General features: G+C 70.0%; 22 protein-coding genes. 6 read left to right on the top strand and 16 right to left on the bottom strand.

Going from position 1 to position 21,184, the window contains the following annotated elements; genetic code table 11:
• From ASF57_RS09215 to ASF57_RS09190, 6 genes are all read right to left on the bottom strand, one after another.
• A complete protein-coding gene (locus ASF57_RS09215; RefSeq protein ID WP_056482780.1) occupies positions 1 to 390 on the bottom strand; it encodes a hypothetical protein in 390 nt (129 codons plus the stop codon).
• A 91-nt stretch (positions 391 to 481) separates the two neighbouring features.
• Positions 482 to 1,054: a peptidylprolyl isomerase gene (locus tag ASF57_RS09210; RefSeq protein WP_056184108.1), complete on the bottom strand. Its 573-nt coding sequence runs from the start codon at positions 1,052 to 1,054 to the stop codon at positions 482 to 484.
• 48 nt (positions 1,055 to 1,102) lie between these two features.
• Positions 1,103 to 1,603, bottom strand: coding sequence for a pantetheine-phosphate adenylyltransferase (gene coaD, locus ASF57_RS09205; protein WP_056482212.1), 501 nt, complete (start codon positions 1,601 to 1,603; stop codon positions 1,103 to 1,105).
• A 170-nt stretch (positions 1,604 to 1,773) separates the two neighbouring features.
• Positions 1,774 to 4,512 (bottom strand): DNA gyrase subunit A, encoded by a 2,739-nt coding sequence (gene gyrA, locus ASF57_RS09200; protein ID WP_056184113.1) that lies wholly within the window; start codon positions 4,510 to 4,512, stop codon positions 1,774 to 1,776.
• Between the two features lie 423 nt (positions 4,513 to 4,935).
• Positions 4,936 to 5,520: a single-stranded DNA-binding protein gene (gene ssb, locus ASF57_RS09195; RefSeq protein ID WP_056184115.1), complete on the bottom strand. Its 585-nt coding sequence runs from the start codon at positions 5,518 to 5,520 to the stop codon at positions 4,936 to 4,938.
• Positions 5,521 to 5,741: 221 nt separating this feature from the next.
• Positions 5,742 to 6,773 (bottom strand): NADP-dependent oxidoreductase, encoded by a 1,032-nt coding sequence (locus ASF57_RS09190; protein ID WP_056482209.1) that lies wholly within the window; start codon positions 6,771 to 6,773, stop codon positions 5,742 to 5,744.
• 356 nt (positions 6,774 to 7,129) lie between these two features.
• Here ASF57_RS09190 and ASF57_RS09185 point away from each other — a divergent pair, with 356 nt between their 5' ends.
• On the top strand, positions 7,130 to 7,525 hold the full coding sequence (locus tag ASF57_RS09185; protein WP_056482206.1) for a DUF4174 domain-containing protein: 396 nt from the start codon (positions 7,130 to 7,132) through the stop codon (positions 7,523 to 7,525).
• Positions 7,526 to 7,688: 163 nt separating this feature from the next.
• Here ASF57_RS09185 and ASF57_RS09180 read toward each other — a convergent pair whose 3' ends face one another.
• Positions 7,689 to 8,180 (bottom strand): hypothetical protein, encoded by a 492-nt coding sequence (locus tag ASF57_RS09180; RefSeq protein ID WP_056482203.1) that lies wholly within the window; start codon positions 8,178 to 8,180, stop codon positions 7,689 to 7,691.
• A gap of 243 nt (positions 8,181 to 8,423) precedes the next feature.
• Here ASF57_RS09180 and ASF57_RS09175 point away from each other — a divergent pair, with 243 nt between their 5' ends.
• The gene (locus ASF57_RS09175) at positions 8,424 to 9,281 is read left to right on the top strand and encodes a phosphodiester glycosidase family protein (RefSeq protein ID WP_244476875.1); all 858 of its coding nucleotides are present in this window, start codon (positions 8,424 to 8,426) and stop codon (positions 9,279 to 9,281) included.
• A gap of 9 nt (positions 9,282 to 9,290) precedes the next feature.
• On the opposite strand, the gene ASF57_RS09170 is transcribed toward ASF57_RS09175, so the two are convergent.
• The 6 genes from ASF57_RS09170 to ASF57_RS09150 all read right to left on the bottom strand — a co-directional run bounded on the left by ASF57_RS09170 (position 9,291) and on the right by ASF57_RS09150 (position 13,863).
• On the bottom strand, positions 9,291 to 9,605 hold the full coding sequence (locus ASF57_RS09170; RefSeq protein ID WP_056184123.1) for a hypothetical protein: 315 nt from the start codon (positions 9,603 to 9,605) through the stop codon (positions 9,291 to 9,293).
• A 25-nt stretch (positions 9,606 to 9,630) separates the two neighbouring features.
• Positions 9,631 to 9,813 (bottom strand): hypothetical protein, encoded by a 183-nt coding sequence (locus ASF57_RS25570; protein ID WP_056184125.1) that lies wholly within the window; start codon positions 9,811 to 9,813, stop codon positions 9,631 to 9,633.
• 33 nt (positions 9,814 to 9,846) lie between these two features.
• On the bottom strand, positions 9,847 to 10,206 hold the full coding sequence (locus tag ASF57_RS09165; RefSeq protein WP_056184127.1) for a hypothetical protein: 360 nt from the start codon (positions 10,204 to 10,206) through the stop codon (positions 9,847 to 9,849).
• Positions 10,207 to 10,290: 84 nt separating this feature from the next.
• Positions 10,291 to 11,409: an NADH:flavin oxidoreductase/NADH oxidase gene (locus tag ASF57_RS09160; RefSeq protein ID WP_056482200.1), complete on the bottom strand. Its 1,119-nt coding sequence runs from the start codon at positions 11,407 to 11,409 to the stop codon at positions 10,291 to 10,293.
• 96 nt (positions 11,410 to 11,505) lie between these two features.
• On the bottom strand, positions 11,506 to 13,476 hold the full coding sequence (locus ASF57_RS09155) for a propionyl-CoA synthetase (RefSeq protein ID WP_056482197.1): 1,971 nt from the start codon (positions 13,474 to 13,476) through the stop codon (positions 11,506 to 11,508).
• Positions 13,477 to 13,680: 204 nt separating this feature from the next.
• A complete protein-coding gene (locus tag ASF57_RS09150; protein ID WP_056184134.1) occupies positions 13,681 to 13,863 on the bottom strand; it encodes a DUF465 domain-containing protein in 183 nt (60 codons plus the stop codon).
• Positions 13,864 to 14,105: 242 nt separating this feature from the next.
• Here ASF57_RS09150 and ASF57_RS09145 point away from each other — a divergent pair, with 242 nt between their 5' ends.
• The 4 genes from ASF57_RS09145 to ASF57_RS09130 all read left to right on the top strand — a co-directional run bounded on the left by ASF57_RS09145 (position 14,106) and on the right by ASF57_RS09130 (position 17,253).
• Positions 14,106 to 14,324, top strand: a complete 219-nt coding sequence (locus ASF57_RS09145; protein ID WP_056482194.1) for a DUF465 domain-containing protein — start codon at positions 14,106 to 14,108, stop codon at positions 14,322 to 14,324.
• 136 nt (positions 14,325 to 14,460) lie between these two features.
• Positions 14,461 to 14,958: a 5-(carboxyamino)imidazole ribonucleotide mutase gene (gene purE, locus ASF57_RS09140; RefSeq protein ID WP_056482191.1), complete on the top strand. Its 498-nt coding sequence runs from the start codon at positions 14,461 to 14,463 to the stop codon at positions 14,956 to 14,958.
• Positions 14,959 to 15,006: 48 nt separating this feature from the next.
• Complete coding sequence (locus ASF57_RS09135; RefSeq protein WP_082503799.1) at positions 15,007 to 16,116, top strand: 5-(carboxyamino)imidazole ribonucleotide synthase; 1,110 nt, start codon at positions 15,007 to 15,009, stop codon at positions 16,114 to 16,116.
• A gap of 261 nt (positions 16,117 to 16,377) precedes the next feature.
• The gene (locus ASF57_RS09130) at positions 16,378 to 17,253 is read left to right on the top strand and encodes a tetratricopeptide repeat protein (protein WP_056482185.1); all 876 of its coding nucleotides are present in this window, start codon (positions 16,378 to 16,380) and stop codon (positions 17,251 to 17,253) included.
• Positions 17,254 to 17,264: 11 nt separating this feature from the next.
• Here the strand turns inward: ASF57_RS09130 and ASF57_RS09125 are convergent, their stop codons facing one another.
• The 3 genes from ASF57_RS09125 to glpX all read right to left on the bottom strand — a co-directional run bounded on the left by ASF57_RS09125 (position 17,265) and on the right by glpX (position 21,087).
• Entirely contained in the window at positions 17,265 to 18,047 is a 783-nt protein-coding gene (locus tag ASF57_RS09125; RefSeq protein WP_082503798.1) for an SGNH/GDSL hydrolase family protein, read from the bottom strand.
• 90 nt (positions 18,048 to 18,137) lie between these two features.
• The gene (locus ASF57_RS09120) at positions 18,138 to 19,805 is read right to left on the bottom strand and encodes a methyl-accepting chemotaxis protein (protein WP_056482179.1); all 1,668 of its coding nucleotides are present in this window, start codon (positions 19,803 to 19,805) and stop codon (positions 18,138 to 18,140) included.
• A gap of 289 nt (positions 19,806 to 20,094) precedes the next feature.
• Complete coding sequence (glpX, locus tag ASF57_RS09115) at positions 20,095 to 21,087, bottom strand: class II fructose-bisphosphatase (RefSeq protein WP_056184148.1); 993 nt, start codon at positions 21,085 to 21,087, stop codon at positions 20,095 to 20,097.
• Between the last annotated feature and the right edge of the window lie 97 nt (positions 21,088 to 21,184).

Raw genomic sequence — 21,184 nt, 5'->3', positions numbered from 1 at the left:
CTAGACTCCTTGTCCCTTGGGTCCTTGGTAGATGAAGCGGAGCGCGATGGGGCGCCCCGCAATGGCCGCGCCGAGGGCGGGGGTGATCCGGGCCGGCGTGCAGCGCCGGATCGCCGCCAGAGTCGCATCGGTGAGGATGCGGTCGGCACGGGTATCCAAATCCTGCGTCGCGTAGGTGACGCGCGGCGCGCCGATGACGCTGCCGTCGCGCCGGAGCGCGAAGCGGGTCGTGATCTCGGCGCGCCCCAAACCCGTCAGCCCCTGCGGGATTTTCCAGCAGGCGGCGAGGACGGGATACAGGCTTCGGAGCGTATCAGCAGGTGGGCGCGCGTCCGCCCGGCCCGGGACCGGCACCCGGACGGTGCCGCGCAGGGTTTCGGGAAGGCTCAGCGGGCCGGTCGACGGGGCGGCCTGCGCGACGGCCGAGACCGTGAGCGTGGCCGCTCCGATCAGGGCGCTCCGCAGGCCGCCCTGCCGCACCTTACTTGGCCCCCTGTGCCATCTGCATCTTCACGATCTTGTCGGGGTTCTGGACCGCGCCGCCGGGCGCGCCCGGGGCGGCCTTCTTGATCGCGTCGACGGCCTCCATCCCGGAGGAGACCAGCCCCACCACCGTGTACTGGCCGTTCAGGAACGGCGCGTCGCCGAGGCAGATGAAGAACTGGGAATTGGCCGAATTCGGGTCCGACGAGCGGGCCATTCCGACCGTGCCGCGACGGAACGAGGCCTGCGAGAACTCGGCCGGAATGTTGGGCAGACTCGAGCCGCCGGTGCCGTTGCCCTTCGGGTCGCCGGTCTGGGCCATGAAGCCGTCCATCACCCGGTGGAACTTGAGGCCGTTGTAGAAGCCCTGCTTGATCAGGGTCTTGAGCTGCGCCACGTGTTTCGGCGCCAGCTCGGGCCGCAGCTCGATGGTGACGCGGCCGTCCTTGGTGTCGAGGTAGACGGTGTTCTCGTCCGCCGCCCGCGCCGCCGGTGCGGTCGCCAGCAGGCCGGCCACGGCCAGAAGGGCGACCCGGCGGTTGAGTCCGAAAGTCTTTTTGCCAGAAGTCATGAGAATCAGCGGTCTCTCGTTGGACGTGACGGAGGGAATCAGTGGCGTTCAGGCCGTGCCGAAGCGCTGCGCGAGGCGCGTCGCCACCACCTGCGGCACGAACGGCGAAACATCGCCCCCCATGGCGGCGATCTGGCGGACCAGGGTGGCGGTGATGGGCCGGACGCCCGTAGACGCAGGCAGGAACACGGTCTGCACCTCCGGCGCCATGGCGCCGTTCATGCCCGCGAGCTGCATCTCGTAGTCGAGGTCGGTGCCGTCGCGCAGGCCGCGGATGAAGACGCTGGCGCCGACCCGTCGCGCCGCCGTCACCGCGAGGTCGTCGAAGGTCACGATCGTCAGCGCCGTGCCCTCGGCCTCGGCCAGGGGCTCGCAGGTGAGGCGCAGAAGCTCCGCCCGCTCCTCAGGCGAGAACATCGGCGCCTTGCCGGGATGCACACCGATGGCGATGACGAGGGTGTGCACGAGCCGGCACGCCTGACGGATGACGTCGAGGTGTCCGTTCGTGACCGGGTCGAACGAGCCGGCATAGAGGGCGGTGCGGATCATCGCGGCCCGGGGTAGAGCATTTCGTCTCGAAACGGAACCTCCGGCCCGGAGGGAACCCCTCAGTCGGGAAGGAAGCCCTCAGCCGCGAAGCAACCCCTCAGCCCGGAAACGACACGGGCGGGTCCTCCGCCGAAGGCCCGCCCGTGTCGATCGTGGCCGTGCGCCGTGGCCTACGCGGCCTCGTCGCCGCCCTCGGTCTCGTCCTCGCCCTCAATGTGCTCCACCGACACGACCTTCTCGGTCTTCTCGGTGTTGAACACCGTCACGCCCTGCGAGGCGCGGCCGACGATGCGGATGTCGTCCACCGGCACCCGGATGAGCTGGCCGCCATCGGTGACCAGCATGATCTGGTCGGAGGGCTGGACCGGGAAGGAGGCCACGAGGTTGCCGTTGCGGGCATTGACCCGCATGGCCGTGATGCCTTTGCCGCCGCGGCCCGAGGTCCGGTATTCGTAGGACGACGTCCGCTTGCCGAATCCGCGCTCCGACAGCGTAAGCACGAACTGCTCGTTGGCGCCCATCTCGTTGTAGCGATCGAGCGAGATCGCGCTGGCCTCTGCGACGCCCTCCTCCGCCTCGGGGCTCGTCGTCTCCTCGCCCTCGACGCCGTCGCCGATCACAGCGCGCCGCATCTTCAGGTAGCCGGCGCGCTCCTCGGGGCTGGCGTCGAAGCTGTTGAGGATGGTCATCGAGATGACGCGGTCGTCCTTGGCCAGGTTGATGCCGCGCACGCCGGTGGAATCGCGGCCCTTGAAGACGCGGACATCCTCGACGGGGAAGCGGATGCACTGGCCCGCCTGGGTGGTGAGCAGCACGTTCTGGTCGGCGCGGCAGATCTCCACGTGGACGATGTGGTCACCCTCATCGAGCTTCATGGCGATCTTGCCGGCGCGGTTCACCTGCACGAAGTCCGAGAGCTTGTTGCGCCGGACCCCGCCGCTGGCGGTGGCGAACATGACGTCCAGGGTCTCCCAGGAGGCCTCGTCCTCCGGCAGCGGCATGATGGTGGTGATGCGCTCGGTGCCGGCATCCATGGACAGGATGTTGACCAGCGCCTTGCCGCGCGCGTTCGGCGCCGCCATCGGCAGGCGCCAGACCTTCTCCTTGTAGACCTGGCCCTGGTTCGAGAAGAACAGCACCGGCGTGTGGGTGTTGGCCACGAACAGGCGGGTGACGAAATCCTCGTCGCGGGTCGCCATGCCGGAGCGGCCCTTGCCGCCGCGGCGCTGGGAGCGGTAGGTCGAGAGCGGCACGCGCTTGACGTAGCCCGCGTGGGACACGGTGACGACCATGTCCTCGCGTTGGATCAGGTCCTCGTCCTCGACGTTGGCGTCCCAGTCGAGGATCATGGTCCGGCGCGGGGTGGCGTAGGCCTCGCGGACCTCGGCGAACTCGTCCTTGACGATACCCATGATGCGCAGGCGCGAGCGCAGGATGTCGAGATAGTCGGCGATCTCGTCGGCGAGCTTCTTCAACTCGTCGCCGATCTCGTCGCGCCCGAGGGCGGTCAGGCGCTGCAGGCGCAGGTCGAGGATGGCGCGGGCCTGGACCTCGGACAGGCGATAGGTGCCGTCGTCCGACACCCGGTGGCGCGGATCGTCCACGAGGGCGATCAGCGGCGCGATGTCGTGGGCCGGCCAGTCGCGCGCCATCAGCGCGTCGCGGGCGCTGTTGGGGTCGGGCGAGGTCCGGATCAGGCGGATCACCTCGTCGATGTTGGCGACCGCGATGGCGAGGCCGCACAACACGTGGGCGCGCTCGCGCGCCTTGTTGAGGAGGAACTTGGTCCGGCGGGACACCACCTCTTCGCGGAAATCGATGAAGGCCTGGAGCAGGTCCTTCAGGTTCATCAGCTCGGGGCGGCCGCCGTTCAGCGCCACCATGTTGCAGCCGAAGGACGATTGCAGCGGGGTGAAGCGGTAGAGCTGGTTGAGCACCACGTCCGCCATGGCGTCGCGCTTGATCTCGACCACGATGCGCATGCCGTCGCGGTCGGATTCGTCGCGCAGGTCGGAGATGCCCTCGATGCGCTTCTCCTTCACCAGCTCGGCGATCTTTTCCATCAGAGTCGCCTTGTTCACCTGATACGGGATCTCGGTGAAGATCAGCGCCTCGCGCTCCTTGCGCAGCTCTTCCACGTGGGACTTGGCCCGCATGATGACCGAGCCGCGCCCCGTGGCGTAGGCCTGGCGCGTGCCGGCCCGTCCCAGGATCGAACCGCCGGTGGGGAAATCGGGGCCGGGCACGATCTCGGTGAGCTGCTCGATCGACAGGCCGGGCTCGTCGATGAGGGCGACGCAGGCGTCGATCAGCTCGCCGAGATTGTGCGGCGGGATGTTGGTGGCCATGCCCACCGCGATGCCGCCGGCGCCGTTGACCAGCAGGTTGGGGAAGCGGGCCGGCAGGACGGTCGGCTCCTCGCGCGACTCGTCGTAGTTCGGCTGGAAGTCGACGGTGTTCTTGTCGATATCCGCCAGCAGCGCGTTGGCGGGCTTGGCGAGACGCGACTCGGTGTAGCGCATGGCCGCCGCCGGATCGCCGTCGACGGAGCCGAAATTGCCCTGCCCGTCGATGAGCATCAGGCGCATCGAGAAGTCCTGGGCCATGCGGACCAAGGCGTCGTAGATCGATTGGTCGCCGTGCGGGTGGTAGAGACCGATCACGTCGCCGACGATGCGGGCCGACTTGACGTATTTGCGCTCGGGCAGGTGCCCGCTCTCGTAGGCCGCGTAGAGGATGCGCCGGTGCACCGGCTTGAGGCCGTCGCGCGCATCCGGCAGCGCCCGGCTCACGATCACGCTCATGGCGTAATCGAGGTAGGAGCGCTTCATCTCGTCGGTGATGGAGACGGGCTTGATATCGGAGGCGGGCGGCGGCGTGCCGGCGCCCGGAAGTTCGTTGTCTGCCAAGGTCTTCGGTCTCTGCTGATACGAAGGCCCGGAGCGTCGGCGGCGCCGGTCAGGCGCGCCCGCTCACGGGATGTGTGTGCGCATCACCGGCGATCGGGCCGGGCCACGCATGGTCCTGCCCAAAGCCATAGCGCATTTCGATGGCGCAGGCCACCAAATCAGCCTTAACCCTCTGGCAGCCAACGGTTTGCGCAGGCGTCGCCCAGGACGCTTTCGTGCGGGGGTGGCGAGAGACGGCCGTCCGCCGAACGCGAACGGGCGCGACACCCCCGGTGCCGCGCCCGTCAGCCGCCGCGAGGGCTCGGCTGATCCGTGAGGGACGATCTTCGGTACGGCGCGTGGCCTTGAAGACCTTGGCCCGGGAGTCTTCCGTTCTCGTGTGTCTGGTCGGGATCACCGGTTTCCCCTGATCCCTGACAAACTCTAGAACGGGATATCGTCGTCGAGGTCGAAGTTCGGCTTGGAGCCGCCGCTGCCCCCACCCGATGCGGGCCGGCGATCGCCGCCGCCACCGGACGAGCGGCCGCCGCCGGCACCGCCACCACCGCCGTAATCCCCGCCCCGGTCGCCGCCGCGTCCGCCACCGCCGCCGAAATCGCCGCCGCGGCTGATCTGGCCGCCGCCCTCTTCGTCCATGCCCATCTCGCCGCCGCCGCTGCGCCCGTCGAGGAGCGTTAGCTCACCGCGGAAACGCTGCAGCACCACCTCGGTGGTGTACTTCTCGGCGCCGGATTGGTCGGCCCATTTGCGGGTCTGGAGCTGGCCCTCGATATAGACCTTCGAGCCCTTGCGCAGGTACTGCTCCGCCACGCGGGCGAGATTCTCGTTGTAGATCACCACCGAGTGCCATTCGGTCTTCTCCTTGCGCTCACCCGACATCTTGTCCTTCCAGGACTCGGATGTGGCGATGCGCAGGTTCACCACCGGATCGCCGGAGGCGAGGCGCCGCGTCTCGGGATCGCGCCCGAGATTGCCCACCAGGATCACCTTATTCACGCTGCCGGCCATGCCGCTCTCTCCTACCGATCGATCTCACGATGCGCCGCAGCTCCGGGACCCGTCCTCCCGGCGGCCGCGATGTCGCCTTTCATGAGCTTCCGAACGGCTCCGGGCAATCGCGGCCAGCGAACTGTCCCCGTGACTCTCACGGGATTCGCGCAGGTTCACGTTCTATATTTGTTCTCATCTTTTGGCAAGGCGCATCGCGGGGATGCGCCTTGCCCTCGGCCTCACCCGAGGCGCACGAGGAGCTTGCCGAAGTTGCGCCCCTTCAGCAGGCCCGCGAAGGCGTCGGGGGCGTTCTCCAGGCCGTCGACGATGTCCTCACGGTGGACGATCAGCCCGTCGCGGAGCCAGCTGCCGACCTCGGCGAGGAAGTCCCGCTCCTGGGCGGCGAAATCCCAGACGATGAAGCCCTGGACGTGCAGGCGCTTCGACAGGATCGCCCGCATTAGCAGCGGGATCCGGTCCGGCCCGGGCGGCAGTTCGGTGGCGCTGTAGCCGGAGACGAGACCGCAGACCGGGATACGCGCGAAGGTGTTGAGGAGCGGCAGCACCGCATCGAACACCGCCCCGCCGACATTCTCGAAATAGACGTCGATGCCGTCCGGGCAGGCGGCCGCCAGGGCGTCGGGGAAATCCTCGGCCCGGTGATCGAGGGCGACGTCGAAACCGAGGGTCTCGCGCAGATAGGCGCATTTCTCGGGGCCGCCCGCGATGCCCACCGCCCGCGCGCCCTTGCGCTTGGCGATCTGCCCGACGAGGGAGCCGACCGGTCCAGCGGCGGCGGCCACCACCACGGTCTCGCCGGCCTTGGGCTGTCCGATGTTGAGGAGGCCCGTATAGGCGGTCATGCCGGGCATCCCGAGGACCCCGAGGGCGGTGGTCACGGGGGCCGCTTCGGGATCGAGCTTGCGCAGGCCCTCACCCGCCGCGGTATAGAAATCCTGCCAGCCGCCGAACCCCACCACCCATTCGCCGACGCGGTAATCGGGATGGTTCGAGGCCGCGACCTCAGCCACGGTGGCCCCCACCATGGTGTCGCCGATCGCGACGGGCTCGGCATAGGATTTCGCCGCGCTCATGCGGCCGCGCATGTAGGGATCGAGGGAGAGATAGCGGTTGGCGAGCAGCACCTCGCCGGCCTGCGGGGTCGGCATCCGTGCCTCTTCCAGGCGGAAGTGCGACGCGTTCGGTTCGCCGTGCGGGCGGGCGGCGAGGACGATGCGGCGATTGAGGGTGGTCGCAGGAACGGCGGTCATGGCGTCTCCGGGGATTCTCATGCCTGCGCGATGGCGGGCGAATCGACGAACGGGTGAGTGGGCCAGAAGGTGGGCACGGCCGGCCCGGCATGCAGTCAACAACGCGGATGGCAGACATGGCGGAAGAGCCGGCAACGCGGAAAAACGGGCAACGCGGAAAATGGGCAACGCGAAAGAACAGAAAACGTCGATGAATGCGCAACGCGGTTCCATGAACGAGAACGGGGGCCGGATTGCGAAAATGGATGCAGCGGGGCGAAGACGACGCGTCGAATCGACCGCACGAACCGGGCGCCGGGTTCCGCGCGGGGCGGTTGCGCGTTGTCCGATCGGAACGCTCAGGCGGGAGGACGCGGATGCGGCTGGGGTTGATGATCGGTGCGACGCTGCTGGGGATCGGCGCGGCGGAGGCCGCAGAGGATGCGCTGGCCCGGTATCGCTGGGTCTCGCGGGTTCTAGTGCTCTCGGCGCCCGACGCCGCCGATCCGAACCTCGCCGCGCAGCGCGCCATTCTGGCGAAGGCCGCGCCGGGTGTGAGGGAGCGGGACCTGGTAACCCTGGAGGCCATCGGCGACACCCCGGAGGCCCATCGGCTGCGCGGCGCACTCGGTTTGCCGGGCGGTACGTTCCGGGTCGTCCTGGTCGGTAAGGACGGCGGGGCGAAACGGACCGACTCATCTCCGCTGGCGGCCGGTGCGCTGTTCGACACCATCGACGCGATGCCCATGCGCCGCGACGAGCGGCGTCGCTGAGGTGATGCGCCGCGACGAGCGGCGTCGCTGAGGTCAAGCGCCGCGACGAGCGGCGTCGTTAAGATGGAGCGCCGCGACGAGCGGCGTCGCTGATCGGCCGGAAATCCGTCGCCCAACGAAAAAGGGCCGCACGCAGCGGCCCTTTCCGTGTCGCCGGAACGGCTCAGTAGCAGCGCTCGATCAGCACCCGGCGATAGCCGTAAGGCGTCCAGCGCACGCGCGGGACAGTGTAGCAGCCGCCGCCGTAGCCGTAATCGTAGGCCCCGTAGCCGACGGGGGCGTAGCCGTAGCCGTAGCCCGGGCCGTAGCCACCGTAGAGACCGCCGGCGGCGAGACCAAGGCCGACGCCGAGACCCAGGCCGCCGAGACCGTAGCCGAAACCGCGTCCATAGCCACGGCCGTAATAGCCGCCGCGATAACCACCGAAGCCGCCGCGGTAGCCGCCGAATCCGGCATGGCGGTATCCCCCGAAGCCGCCGCGATAGCCGCCGAAGCCACCCCGGAAACCGCCGCCGCCAAAGCCGCCCCGGAACCCACCGCCGCCGAATCCGCCGCCGTGGAAACCACCACCATGGAAGCCGCGGGCCTCGACCGTGGCCGGGATCATCGCGAGGGCGCCGATCATGGCCGCAGAGGCCAGAACCACTCGTTTCATCGCAGGATACTCCGAGAGAATCGAAAACAGTCCCCTTATGACTGAGAACGCCGTGGCACCGGAAACGGTTCAGGTGCGTTGCATCCCTCCCGCTTTCGTGAAACCCACCTCCGCCCGTCGCCCGCGTGCGGGCGCACTTGACCCATTGCCCGCGTGCGGGCGCTCTTGAAATCAGCGTCGGTTTCGGGCGAGGAAGCGGGCCACCGCCGCGATCCCTCGGCGCGCGGTCGGCGGACATGCGGGATGATGATGGTTCAGGGTGTCGCGCGGGCTCGCCTTGGGACGAGCCGTTCTCCGGGTCAGGTCCGGACCCTGATCCGCGCCGCCTGCCTCGGCCTCGCGCTGACCGGCACGGCATTCGCCGCTCCGGCCTCCCCTCCCAAAGCGGCGTCGGTCCCTGCCCCGGTCCCTGCCCCGGTGTCCTCCGCGGTGTCGGCACCTTGCCGCGCCGTCCTGGCGGAGGGCGAGACCTATACGGTGTGCACGGTCGACCTGCGGCGTGAGCGGGTGCGCCTGTTCTGGCTCGGGGCGGACGGCCTGCCCTATTCCTCGCTCTCGACTCTGGCGGAGAAGCAGGGCGCGTCCCTCCGCTTCGCCATGAATGCCGGCATGTACGACAAAGGTCAGGCCCCGGTCGGGCTCTACATCGAGGACGGGCGCGAGCTGAAGGGCGTCTCCACCGCCAACGGGCCGGGCAATTTCCATCTCAAGCCGAATGGCATCTTCTGGGTGAAGGGCGACCGGGCCGGGGTGATGGAGACGGGCCGCTACCTGCGCAGCCCGCCCAAGCCCGATTTCGCCACGCAATCCGGCCCGATGCTCGTGGTGGACGGGCACATCCATCCCAAGATCTCCGCCGACGGCCCGAGCCAAAAGATCCGCAACGGCGTCGGGGTGCGCGACGACGGGCGCACCGCCGTGTTCGCGATCTCGGAGCGTCCGGTGAGCTTCGGCGCCTTCGCGCGCCTGTTCAAGGACGGCCTGGGCTGCCGCAACGCGCTGTTTCTCGACGGCAGCGTGTCGAGCCTCTATGCCCCGTCGATGAAGCGCCAGGACATCAGCCGCCCCCTCGGCCCGATGGTCGGAGCGGTGGCGCGCTGACCTCCGGCCTCAGGCATCGTCCTCGCGGCTGAAGACCTCGCCCTCCTCCGCCAGCCGTGCATCGGCCTCATCGCTGCGAAGGATCTGGTCGTCACGAAGAATCTGGAGGGCGCGGTACTGCTGGAGCAGGCCGCGCAGGCGGATGTTGGCCTCGGTGCAGTCGGCCGGCTCCGGGCTGTCCGCCGCACAGCCCGCGATGGTCTCGTCGGTCTGCCGCTCGATGACCGCCCGATCGGCCGCGCTCGCGGCGTCGAGGTCGCCGAAGCCCAGCTCCAGCGCGATCAGTTCGGCGATCTCATGCCGCTTGTCCTCGATCTCGGACATGTCCCCTCCCGGGTTGCTCTCCGTCCTAGAGAACGGTCAGGGCGGTCAGGTCGATCCAGGCCTCCTGCTCGTCGCCATCGACGTCGCCGTCCACGAACCAGCGGCACAGGGCCCGGTCCCCGTCCAGGGCCACCACCGTCATGGTGGCCTCGTTGTCGTCGGATGCGACGTAGTCGCCGACCTTGATCGCCACGGCTCGGGTCTCCACGGAACGCCTCCTCGCCTCTGTGATGGATGAGTGTCAGGCCCGCCTGGCCCGTTTGCCGAAGGCGACCGAGAGGCGCGCGCGCACGCCCTCGGGGATCTCGGTGCGTGATTCGATCCGCACGCAGGGCATCTCGGCCCCAATGGTGCTGCGCGGGTCGAAGTCGAAGCGCATGTGGCGCAGGCCGAGTTCGAGGCCGGTGACGCCGTCCGACTGGGTCAGGTCCTCGCCGAAGACCTCGATCAGCGGCCCGTCCGGATCGCCCTTCTCGATCTGGATGATGAAGTAGCCCGCCGGTTCCTCCTCGTCGTCGGCCCCCGAGATCAGGGTGATGCCATTCTCAATGTCGAGGCGGACCCGCTCCACCGCGAAGGTCGTGACGTCGTCGTCGTCCATGCCGTGTGTCTCTCGCGAAACGCCCGCCGCGGCGGGGTGACAGAAGGGAAGCGGCCGAGGGCCGGGAGGTTTCGCCGGGCTCGCTCAGCGCTGTCCGTGCCGGGTATCGGTGAAGAGGTCCTTGAACTGACGCGGCTGCGAACGCCAGTACTGCCGGGGCGCCCGCACCTGCGCGCCGAGCTCGGCCGCCGCGTGCCAGGGCCAGCGCGGGTTGTAGAGGAGGGCTCGCGCCAGCGAGACCGCGTCGGCTTTGCCCTCCTTGAGGATCGATTCGGCGTGGGCCGCCTCGGTGATGAGCCCGACCGCGATGGTGGTGAGACCGGTCTCGGCCTTGATCCGCTCGGCGAAGGGCACCTGGTATCCCGCCGAGAGCGGGATCTGCTGGCGGGTGGAGAGGCCGCCAGTGGAGACGTGGATCGCCGCCGCGCCCCGGCGCTTCAGGGCATGGGCGAATTCCACCGTCTCCTCCAGGGTCCAGCCGTCCTCGACCCAGTCGGTGGCCGAGACCCGCATCCAGACCGGCTTGCCGGCCGGCACGACCTCGCGCACCGCCTCGAAACATTCCAGGGGAAACCGCATCCGGTTGGTCAGCGAGCCGCCATACTGGTCGGTGCGCTGGTTCGAGAGCGGCGACAGGAACTGGTGCAGGAGGTATCCGTGGGCGCCGTGCAGTTCGAACCCGTCGACGCCGAGGCGCAGGGCGCGCCGCGCGGTCTCGACGAAGCCGTCGCGGATGCGCTTCAGCCCCTCCGAATCGAGGGCGTGGGGCGCGACCTCGCCGTCCCCGTGCGCCAGGGCCGAGGGGCCTTCCGTGCGCCAGCCGTCCGGAGCCTCCGGGTCGATCTGGGCGCCGCCGTCCCAGGGGGCGCGACTGGAAGCCTTGCGGCCCGCATGGTTGATCTGGATGGCGATCGGCACCGGCGCATAGCCCCGAACCGCATCGAGGACGCGGCCGAGCGCCCGCTCGGTCTCGTCGGAATAGAGCCCGAGGTCGGTGGGCGAGATGCGGGCCTCCGGCGAGATCGCGGTCGCCTCCAGGGTGAGGAGGCCGGCGCCCGACATCGCCATCTGGCCGAGATGCATCAGGTGCCAATCGCCGGCCTCGCCCGCATGGGCCGAGTACTGGCACATCGGCGCGACGATGATGCGGTTGTCGAGGGTGAGGTCGTCGAGGCGCAGGGGCTCGAACAGGCGGGCATTCATGCGGGGCTCCGGCTTGGATGCATGCTGGCTGGGCCACGGGCCTGGCTGCATGCGCGGCGGCGTCCCCGCATAGGTGGCGCGCCGGCGCGCGCTTGGCTACCCGCCCGATCGGTTCCCCTGCCCCGTTCCGCCTCCTCCGATCCCCCGGCTCTTCAGGCTGGCGCCGATCTCGTCGAGGACGCCGGCATCGTCGATGGTTGGCGGCGTCGTCCAGGGCTCGCCGTCGGCGATGCGCTTCATGGTTCCGCGTAGGATCTTGCCCGAGCGCGTCTTCGGCAGCCGCTGCACGGTGAGCGCCAGCTTGAAGGCCGCGACAGGGCCGATCTGGTCGCGGACCAGGGCCACCAGCTCGGCCTCGATCGCCGCCGTCGACCGGTCCACGCCCGATTTCAGCACGACGAAGCCGCAGGGCTGCTCGCCCTTCAGGGCGTCGCGGATGCCGATCACGGCGCATTCGGCGACGTCCGGGTGGCTCGCCAGCACCGCCTCCATGCCGCCGGTGGAGAGCCGGTGCCCGGCGACGTTGATGATGTCGTCGGTGCGCCCCAGCACGGTGACGTAGCCGTCGGAATCGACGATGCCGGCATCCGAGGTGTCGTACCAGCCCGGGAAGGTGGCGAGGTAGCTCGACCGGAAGCGCGCCTCCGAACCCCAGAGGGTCGGCAGGCAGCCCGGCGGCAGGGGCAGCTTCAGCGCGATGGTACCCATGGTGCCGGCGGGCACCGGCTTGCCGGCCTCGTCGAGGACCTTGAGGTCGTAGCCGGGCATCGGCACGCAGGCGCTGCCGTGCTTGACCGGCAAGGCTTCGAGGCCGACCGGATTGCCCGCGATGGCCCAGCCGGTCTCGGTCTGCCACCAATGGTCGATGACCGGTCGGCCGAGGGTGCGTTCGGCCCAGGCCACCGAATCGGGATCGGCCCGCTCGCCGGCGAGGAACAGGGTGCGGAAGGCCGAGAGGTCGTAGGCGCCGACCCGCTCGGCCCGCGGGTCCTCCTTCTTGATCGCCCGGAGCGCCGTCGGCGCGGTGAACAGGCAGGCGGCGCCGTAATCCGAGACCACCCGCCACAGGGCGCCGGCATCGGGCGTGCCGACCGGCTTGCCCTCGTACAGCACCGTCGTGCAGCCCTGCAGCAGGGGCGCGTAGACGATGTAGGAATGGCCCACCACCCAGCCGATGTCGGAGGCGCAGAAGTAGGTCTCGCCCGGCGCCACGGCGTAGAGGTTGGGCATCGACCAGGCCAGCGCCACGCAGTAGCCGCCGGTGTCCCGCACCACGCCCTTCGGCTTCCCCGTCGTGCCCGAGGTGTAGAGGATGTAGAGCGGGTCGGTGGCCGCCACGCTCACGCATGCGGCCTCCCGGCCCGCGGCGGCGGCCCGCGCCACCGTCTCGGCCCAGTCGTGGTCGCGCCCCGGCACCAGATCGGCCGGGCCCTGCGGGCGCTGGAGGATGAGGCAGGCGGCCGGTAGGTGGGTCGAGGCCGCCAGCGCCGCGTCGAGCAGCGGCTTGTAGGCGACGACGCGGCTCGGCTCGATGCCGCAGGAGGCGGCCAGCACCACCTTCGGGGCGGCGTCCTCGATGCGGATCGCCAGCTCGTTGGCGGCGAAGCCGCCGAAAACCACGGAATGGACGGCTCCGAGCCGGGCGCAGGCAAGCATCCCGAACAGGGCCTCGGGCACCATCGGCATGTAGATCACCACGCGATCGCCCCGCCCGACTCCGAGATCGCGCAGCACGCCGGCCAGCACCGCCACCGAATCGCGCAGCTCCGCGTAGGTGATTCGGCGCTTCGTGCCGGTGACGGGCGAATCGTACAGGATCGCCGCCTGGTCGCCGCGCCCGGCGGCGACGTGGCGATCGACGGCGTTGTGGCAGGCGTTCAGGGTCGCGTCGGGAAACCAGCGGCCATAGGCGCCGAGCGTCGGATCGAAGGCGCGGGTCGGTGGGCTGGCCCAGTCGATCGCCCGTGCCGCGTCGAGCCAGAAGGCCTCCGGATCGGCCAGCGAGGCCGCGTGGGTCTCTGCATAGCGGCCGGGCCGCGGGTTCGGGGCGTGAGGCGTGGCGTCCATGGCGTATCCTGCGGGCGACCGGTCGTGCGCGCCGGTTTGCCCGGCACTCTACCGGACTTTTCGCCGCCGGACTGCACGGTCCTGACGAACAGCGGCGCAGAGCCTCTTCCCAACGAAAGTCCCTTCCCAACGAAAACCGCCGCCCTGGAGACCAGCGGCGGCGGCGAACGCTCTAGAGACTACGAGGGAGGAACGGGACGGCCGCTAATGCAGCGCGTCGGTATCGGTTCGCAGGCGGTTCATCTCGTCCTTGAGGTGGAGCTTGCGTCTCTTGAGCTCTGCGATGCGCAGGTCGTTCGCCGAGGGTCGGACGGTGGCGTTGTGGATCTCCCGCTCGAGGGCTTCGTGCTTGCGGGCGAGCTGGGTCAGGTGCGTCTGCAGTGACATGAGCTGTGTCTCCTGTCTCGTTTCGACGGGGCCAGACTGGCATATGATCAGCCGGCTGTCGAAGGGTATCGACGGCCATGCTTGCTGGATTTTTGGCGTGATGAATTTTTGGCGTGATGGATCTTTGCGCAGGCGCGGGGTCGCGCCCGCGGATGGTTGTGCAGGAGCCCGGCCGGGTTCTTGCCGGGGCCGGCAGGCTGTCGCATGGTCCCCCATGACGGTGGCCCGGGACATCAGGTGCGATGGCGGTTCAGTTCGATAACGATGCCTCGGTGGAACCGGCCGACGAGTTGGCGCGGCTGAAGCAGGAACATCGCGACCTCGACGGGGCGATCGATGCCCTCGAACTCGGCGTGATCGCCGACCAGCTCCAGATCCAGCGCCTGAAGAGGCGCAAACTCTCCCTGCGCGACCGGATCTCCTATCTCGAGGACCAGATCACCCCCGACATCATCGCCTGACGACGGGGGTGCCTCGGCGTGCTGCCGCGATGGCCTGCTCCCTTGCGGGCGCGGCGTCGCTTTTGTATTCGGCGTTCCGGTAGCCTCGGCACGTCGCCCGGCTTGTCTCGCATGTGCGCGAAGGGATGTGACGACGATGGCGGGAGCCTCCCCGGTCGCGATCATCATGGGCAGTCAGTCGGACTGGGCGACCATGCGGCATGCGGCCGAGACGCTGGATGCGCTCGGCGTCGCCCATGACGACCGCATCGTCTCGGCCCATCGCACGCCCGACCGCCTCGTGGCCTTCGCCAAGGGCGCCAAGGCGGAAGGCTTCCAGGTTGTGATCGCGGGAGCCGGCGGCGCCGCCCACCTGCCCGGCATGACGGCGGCGATGACGTCCCTCCCCGTCCTCGGCGTGCCGGTCGAATCGAAGGCGTTGTCTGGCCAGGACAGCCTGCTCTCCATCGTGCAGATGCCGGCCGGCATCCCGGTGGGCACCCTCGCCATCGGGCGGGCGGGGGCGGTCAACGCCGCCCTGCTCGCCGCCGCCATCCTGGCTCTGACCGACGCGGACCTCGCCGCGCGGCTCGAATCCTGGCGTGCCGCGCAGACCGCCAGCGTCGCCGAAACGCCGCGCAACGATCTCCCCTGAAGCCTCGTGACCCTTGGAAAAGCAGCCCGTCTTGAGAAGTCCCCGTTCGTGACCGCACGCCCTCCCCTCCAGCCCGGCGCGACCCTCGGCATCGTGGGCGGCGGCCAACTCGGCCGCATGATCGCCCTCGCGGCCGCGCCTTACGGCCTCAAGGTCCACATCTTCGCCCCCGACGCCGACAGCCCGGCCTTCGACGTGTCGTCCGAGCGCACGGTCGCGGCCTATGACGACGTGGCCGCCCTGGCGCGCTTCGCGGCCAGCGTCGACGTGGTCACCTACGAGTTCGAGAATATCCCGGCCGAGGCCGCCGAAGCCCTGGCCGCCAAGGCGCCGCTGCATCCCAATGCCGCCGCCCTGGCGACGACCCAGGACCGGCTCACCGAAAAGCGCTTCATCAACGATCTCGGCATCGAGACCGCGCCGTTCCGGGCCGTCGACACGCCCGAGGACCTGACCCGGGCGCTGGCCGAGATCGGCCGTCCGGCGGTGCTGAAGACCCGCCGCTTCGGCTATGACGGCAAGGGCCAGCGCATGATCCGGGCCGAGGGTGACGCCGACGCGGCGGCGATTTTGGCCGACTTCAACGGCGCGCCCTGCATCCTGGAAGGCTTCGTGCCGTTCGAGGCGGAGGTCTCGGTGGTGGCCGCCCGCGGCGCCGACGGGGCGTTCGCGGCCTATGACCCCTGCGCCAACGAGCATCGCGACCACATCCTCGCGGTCACCCGCGTGCCCGCCCCCGGCATCGCGCCGCAGACGGAGGCCGCCGCCATCGGCATCGCCCGGCGCATCGCCGAGGCGCTCGACTATGTCGGCGTGCTGGCCGTCGAGATGTTCCTGGTGCCCCAGGCGGATGGCCCCGCTCGGGTCGTGGTCAACGAGATCGCCCCACGGGTTCACAATTCCGGTCACTGGACCATCGAGGGGGCGACCGCCTCTCAGTTCGACCAGCATGTCCGCGCGGTGTGCGGCTGGCCCCTCGGCGATCCGTCGCGGATCGGCGGCATGGCGGTCGCGATGCACAACCTGATCGGCGACGATGTCGAAGCGTGGGCCACGATCCTGGCCCGCCCCGGCGCGCATCTCCACCTCTACGGCAAGGGCGAGGCCCGGCCCGGCCGCAAGATGGGGCACGTCACCGAGTTGCTGCCGAAGACCTGATTCCGGCCCGAAACCGCGGCCCGTTTGCTACACCCGACCCCGGCCTGACCGGTCCGCGATGCTTTCGGAAGCGCGGCTTCCGGCGGGACATACCTTCGCCACATCCGAACGCTTGAGCGAGACCTGTCGCCGATTTTAAGCGCGCATTCACCGCGATGCGGGAGGGTGCCGGCGCACCCGGTTCCGCCCAGGCGGATGCCGGGCGGGGATGCGATCGATTCGGGGGCGGCATCGCGCGCGATGCCGGGGGGAGCGAGGACCATGACGGTTTTGAAGCTGCGGGCATCGAAGGCGGGGCTGATCGGGGCCACGGCGCTCGTGGCGGCCGCGTTGGCGGGCTGCGAGACCTATGGCGGCGGTGCCACCGCGTCGCGCCAGTTCGCCGTGCTCGAATCCGACCAGACGGGCGCCACCACGGTCAACATCGCCTCGCTCTCCGAGGTGATCCAGCGCAACCCGAACGACGCGGCCGCCTACGTGACGCGCGGCGCGGCCTATGCCCGGGCCGGCCAGTTCAACGACGCCATCGGCGACTTCACCAAGGCGGTGCAGATCGACCCGAACTCGGCCTCGGCCTACAACAACCGCGCGCTCGCCAACCGCCAGATCGGCCGCAACGACGCCGCGCTGCAGGATTTCTCGAAGTCGATCTCGGCCGATCCGAACTATGCCCCGGCCTATATCGGCCGCGCCAACGTGCTGCGCGCCCAGGGCGACCTGGACGGCGCCACCACCGACCTCAATCAGGCGATCCGCCTCGCGCCGGAATCGGCCGAGGCCTACCACGCCCGTGGGCTCGTCCGGCAGAAGCAGGGCCAGAACACCCAGGCCATCGCGGATTTCGACGCCGCCATCGACCGCAACCCCTTCGTGGCGGCGCCCTACGCCGCCCGGGGCCAGAGCCTGATCGCCACCAACCAGTACGACAAGGCGATCGAGGACTACAACGCGGCCCTCAACGTCAACAACAAGGACGCGACCTCCTGGGCCTATCGCGGCCTCGCCTACGAGAAGTCGAACCGCAAGAAGGAAGCGACCGAGAGCTACCAGCGCGCCGCGCAGATCGAGCCCGGCAACCCGATCGCCAAGCAGGGCCTCGGCCGCGTCCAGGGTGGCGTCGGGTCGCTGTTCAACTAAGGGCCGGCTGTTCAGTCCGGCGATCGGTCGGCGGCCATCGCCCGCAGATAGGCCGCGATCCCGGCCGCCAGGGCCTCGTAGTCCTGCAGGTGCACGCCGTCCGGCGGCACCGCCCGGGTGGTGAGCCCCGGTTCCCCGTCGCGCAGCTCCGCGAACGGGTCGAAGACCCGGCATCCGTGCCGGGCGCAGAGCCGCTCCAGGATCGCCGTGTAGGCGGCCACCGCCGCCGGATCGCGCCCCGTTCGCGCCTCCGGTCCGATCGGCGGCACGGCGGCGACCAGCACGCGATCCGCCTGCGCCGCCAGCCCGGTGACGATGCGCGCCACCGCCGCTTCGAATCCGCCGGACGTGCGCGTCGACAGGGGATCTGCCCGGCGCAGGATGTCGTTCGTGCCGACGAACAGCACCGCGATTCCGGCCCGGACCGGGAAGACCAACGCGTCGATCACGTCGGCATAGCGGCGGGCCGAGGTGCCGCCGATGCCGCCGTTGACCACGTCCGGCCGCCGCGCCAGCACGTCGCCGACAAGCTCGGCATGCGAGTTGCCCGCCAGGAACACGAAGCCTGGAGCCGCTTCCGCCAGCGCCGCGCGGATCGCCGGCAGGCGCTTGGCCAAGTGCGCGTCGGCGATCTCACGGTTCCGCCGCCCCGCCTCCGATGGCTCGGACCGCGTCCCGACGCCGAACACCGAAACGCCGAATGTCAGGGCGCCGAGCGCTGCGGCCCCGAGACCGCCGGCGAGCAACCGGCGTCGCGTTCCCCATCCCGGCCGGCCGTCATGGGACCCGCTCATCCGTTCTCCCGATGCCACACGCGCTCGCGATCACCGGCATCAGCCGCGAAAGACGGGCTCCCGGCAAGCCCAGCCAGCCTGTCTACGGTGTCAGGCCGCCTGGACCGTGGCGAGGAAGCCCGCGACCTCGGCCCCGAGCTGTTCGGACTGGCGCGACAGCTCGGAGGCGGCGGCCAGGACCTGGGACGACGCCGCACCGGTCTCGCCGGCGGCCTGGGTCACGCTGCCGATGCTGAGGGTGACCGAGTGCGTGCCCTGGGCGGCCTGGTTCACGTTGCGGACGATCTCCTGGGTGGCCGCCCCCTGCTCCTCCATCGCCGCCGCGACGCCCATCGCGATGCTGCGCAATTCGCCGATGGTCGCCCCGATGGTCCGGATCGACGCGACCGCCTGGCGGGTCTCACCCTGGATCGTGGTGATCTGATCGGAGATTGTCGCGGTGGCCCGGGCGGTCTGGGATGCGAGCTCCTTGACCTCGCCCGCCACCACGGCGAAGCCCCGGCCGGCCTCCCCGGCGCGGGCCGCCTCGATGGTGGCGTTGAGCGCCAGCAGGTTGGTCTGGGCCGCGATCCCGGAGATCAGGCCCACCACCGTGCCGATGCGCTCGGCGCCATCGGCGAGGCCGAGCATGATCGTGTCGGTGGCGGCGGCGTTCTCGGCGGCCCGCTCGGCCATTGCCGTCGAGCGGGCGACCTGGGCGGCGATCTCACCGATCGAGGAGGCCATCTCCTCGCTCGCGGCCGCCACGGTCTGGACGTTGGCCGAGGTCTGCCCGGCGGCCGAGGCGGCACGCGAGGCCTGGTCGGCCGTCTGGTCGGCGGTGCGGCTCATGGCCCACGCCGTCGCCTCCATCTCGGTGGCGGCGGAGGACAGACCATGGGTCAGCTGCGAGACCTGGGCCTGGAACGCCCGCGTGGCCGCGTCCAGGATTTCGGCCCGGCGCATCTTCGCCGTGCCCTCGACGGCCGCGGCGGCATCGGCGTCGCGCTTGGCGATCATCGCGTCCTTGAAGACCTGGACGGCGCGGGCCATCGCGCCGATCTCGTCCCGGCGGTGCGCCCCCGCGACGGCGGCATCGACATCGCCGCCCGCGAGGCGGACCATGGTGCCGGTCATGCCGCCGAGCGGGCGCACCACCAGGGCCAGCACGGTGTAGAGGCCGACCCCGATCGCGGCGGTGGCCAGGGCCAGCAGGACGAGGAGCGCCAGGCGCGACCCGTCGGACGCGGTCTCGGCCCGCTCGAACTCGGCCTGCGCCTCGCGGACCTGCAGGGCGGTGAGCCGGCTGAGGACGGCGTTGGCCTCCTCCATGCCCTTCACCAGCGCCGCATGGGTCGCCTCGAAATCCGGTGTGCCCCCGGCGGCGAGGCGGCGCAGGATGTCGGCCGCGACCGCGCCGTTGTGGTCGATGCGCCGCTGCATCTCGGCGGCGAGGTCCTTCTCCTCGGGCGTCAGGTAGGTGGCGAGATAGGCCGACCACTGCGTCCCGATGCTGCCGAGATCCGCCGCGATCTTCGCCTCCGCGCGGCTGGCCTGCCCGTGCCGGTTCCGGAGTTCGCGCGAAGTCGCCAGCAGGTCGTCATAGGCATCGCGGATCAGGCTGAACTGGCGCAGCGGCACGATGCGGTCGCCGAACACCGCGTTGAAGCTCTGGTGGTTGGCCGACAGGGCGAGATTGCCGATCCCCGATGCGGCGAGCAGCAGAAGCCCCATCACGCCGAGGAGCGTGACGAGGCGGCCTTTGATGGTGGTGAGCATGGGATGGCCTGCCGAAACGAACGTCGGGTGTCCGAAGCCCCGCCGCGTCGGCACAGGCCCGGGGTTCATGGAAGAACCTTCTCAAGCCCAGGTATCCGCCAAGGTATGAAGATCGACGTCGGTCCTCACGAGCAGCGTTTCACGGCCCATAAAAATCTTCGTGAGAAACTTCTGCCGTGCTTTCTCTGACGGCGCCGAGCACTGACCGACGTTTGTCTTCGGCCCGCCGATCTTGATCTTCGATGGTTTAAGAGATCTTCGCGTTCGCCCGCCGTGCGGCGCCCGATCCCTACGACGCAGCGGTGTCGGCCTGGCGGTGTTCGCACAGCATGCGGCGCACCGTTCCGGTGGCCGAGCGGTAGACCACGGTCTCGGTCTCGATCATGCCGGGCTTGAAGCGCACGCCCCTGAGCAGGGCGCCGTCGGTGACGCCGGTGGCCGCCACGATGACGTCGCCGCGGGCCATGTCGCGCAGCTCGTATTTCCGGTTCGGATCGCTGATGCCCATCCGGGCGGCGCGCTCGCGCTTGTCGTGGCTGTCGAGGATCAGGCGACCCTGCATGTGGCCGCCGATGCAGCGGAGCACGCCGGCGGCGATGACGCCCTCCGGCGCGGCACCGGTGCCGAGATAGATGTCGGCCCCCGTCGCGTCGGCATTGGCGGTGTGGATGATGCCCGCGATATCGCCGTCCGAGATCAGGCGGATGCCCGCCCCCGTGGCCCGCACGGCGGCCACGAGCTGCATGTGGCGCGGCCGGTCGAGGATGATCGCGGTGATCTGGGCCGGATCGACGCCCTTGTGCCGGGCGAGTGCCGCGATGTTGTCGGCCGGGCTGGCGTCGAGGTCGACGAGGCCGGCCGGATAGCCGGGCCCGATGGCGATCTTCTGCATGTAGACGTCGGGCGCGGCCAGCAGGGAGCCGGCCTCCGCCAGGGCCGTCACCGCGATGGCGCCGGGCATGTCCTTGGCGCAGAGGGTGGTGCCCTCCAGGGGATCGACAGCGATATCGACCTTGGGGCCGTGGCCGGTGCCGAGGCGTTCGCCGATGTAGAGCATCGGGGCGTTGTCGCGCTCGCCCTCGCCGATCACCACGGTGCCGTCGATGGGCAGGAGGTTGAGTTCGAGGCGCATGGCGTCGACGGCGGCCTGGTCGGCCTCTTTCTCGCGGCCCTGCCCCCGCAGGCGGGCCGCCGCGATGGCCGCGCGCTCGGTGACGCGCGCGAGTTCGAGCGTCAGCGAGCGAGCCACCGGCACGCGCGATTCCAAATTGCCACCGGACATGTGAGCCTCGCGCCCCTGCGCCTCTCTACGGGCGCTCCTTATGAACTAAAATGCGAGCGAGGCACGAAGTTTCGCCGCGAGCACGCACTTTATCGTC

The sequence above is a fragment of the Methylobacterium sp. Leaf117 genome, assembly GCF_001422985.1.
Taxonomy (GTDB): domain Bacteria; phylum Pseudomonadota; class Alphaproteobacteria; order Rhizobiales; family Beijerinckiaceae; genus Methylobacterium.
This window is presented reverse-complemented; position numbering and strand designations above follow the sequence as displayed.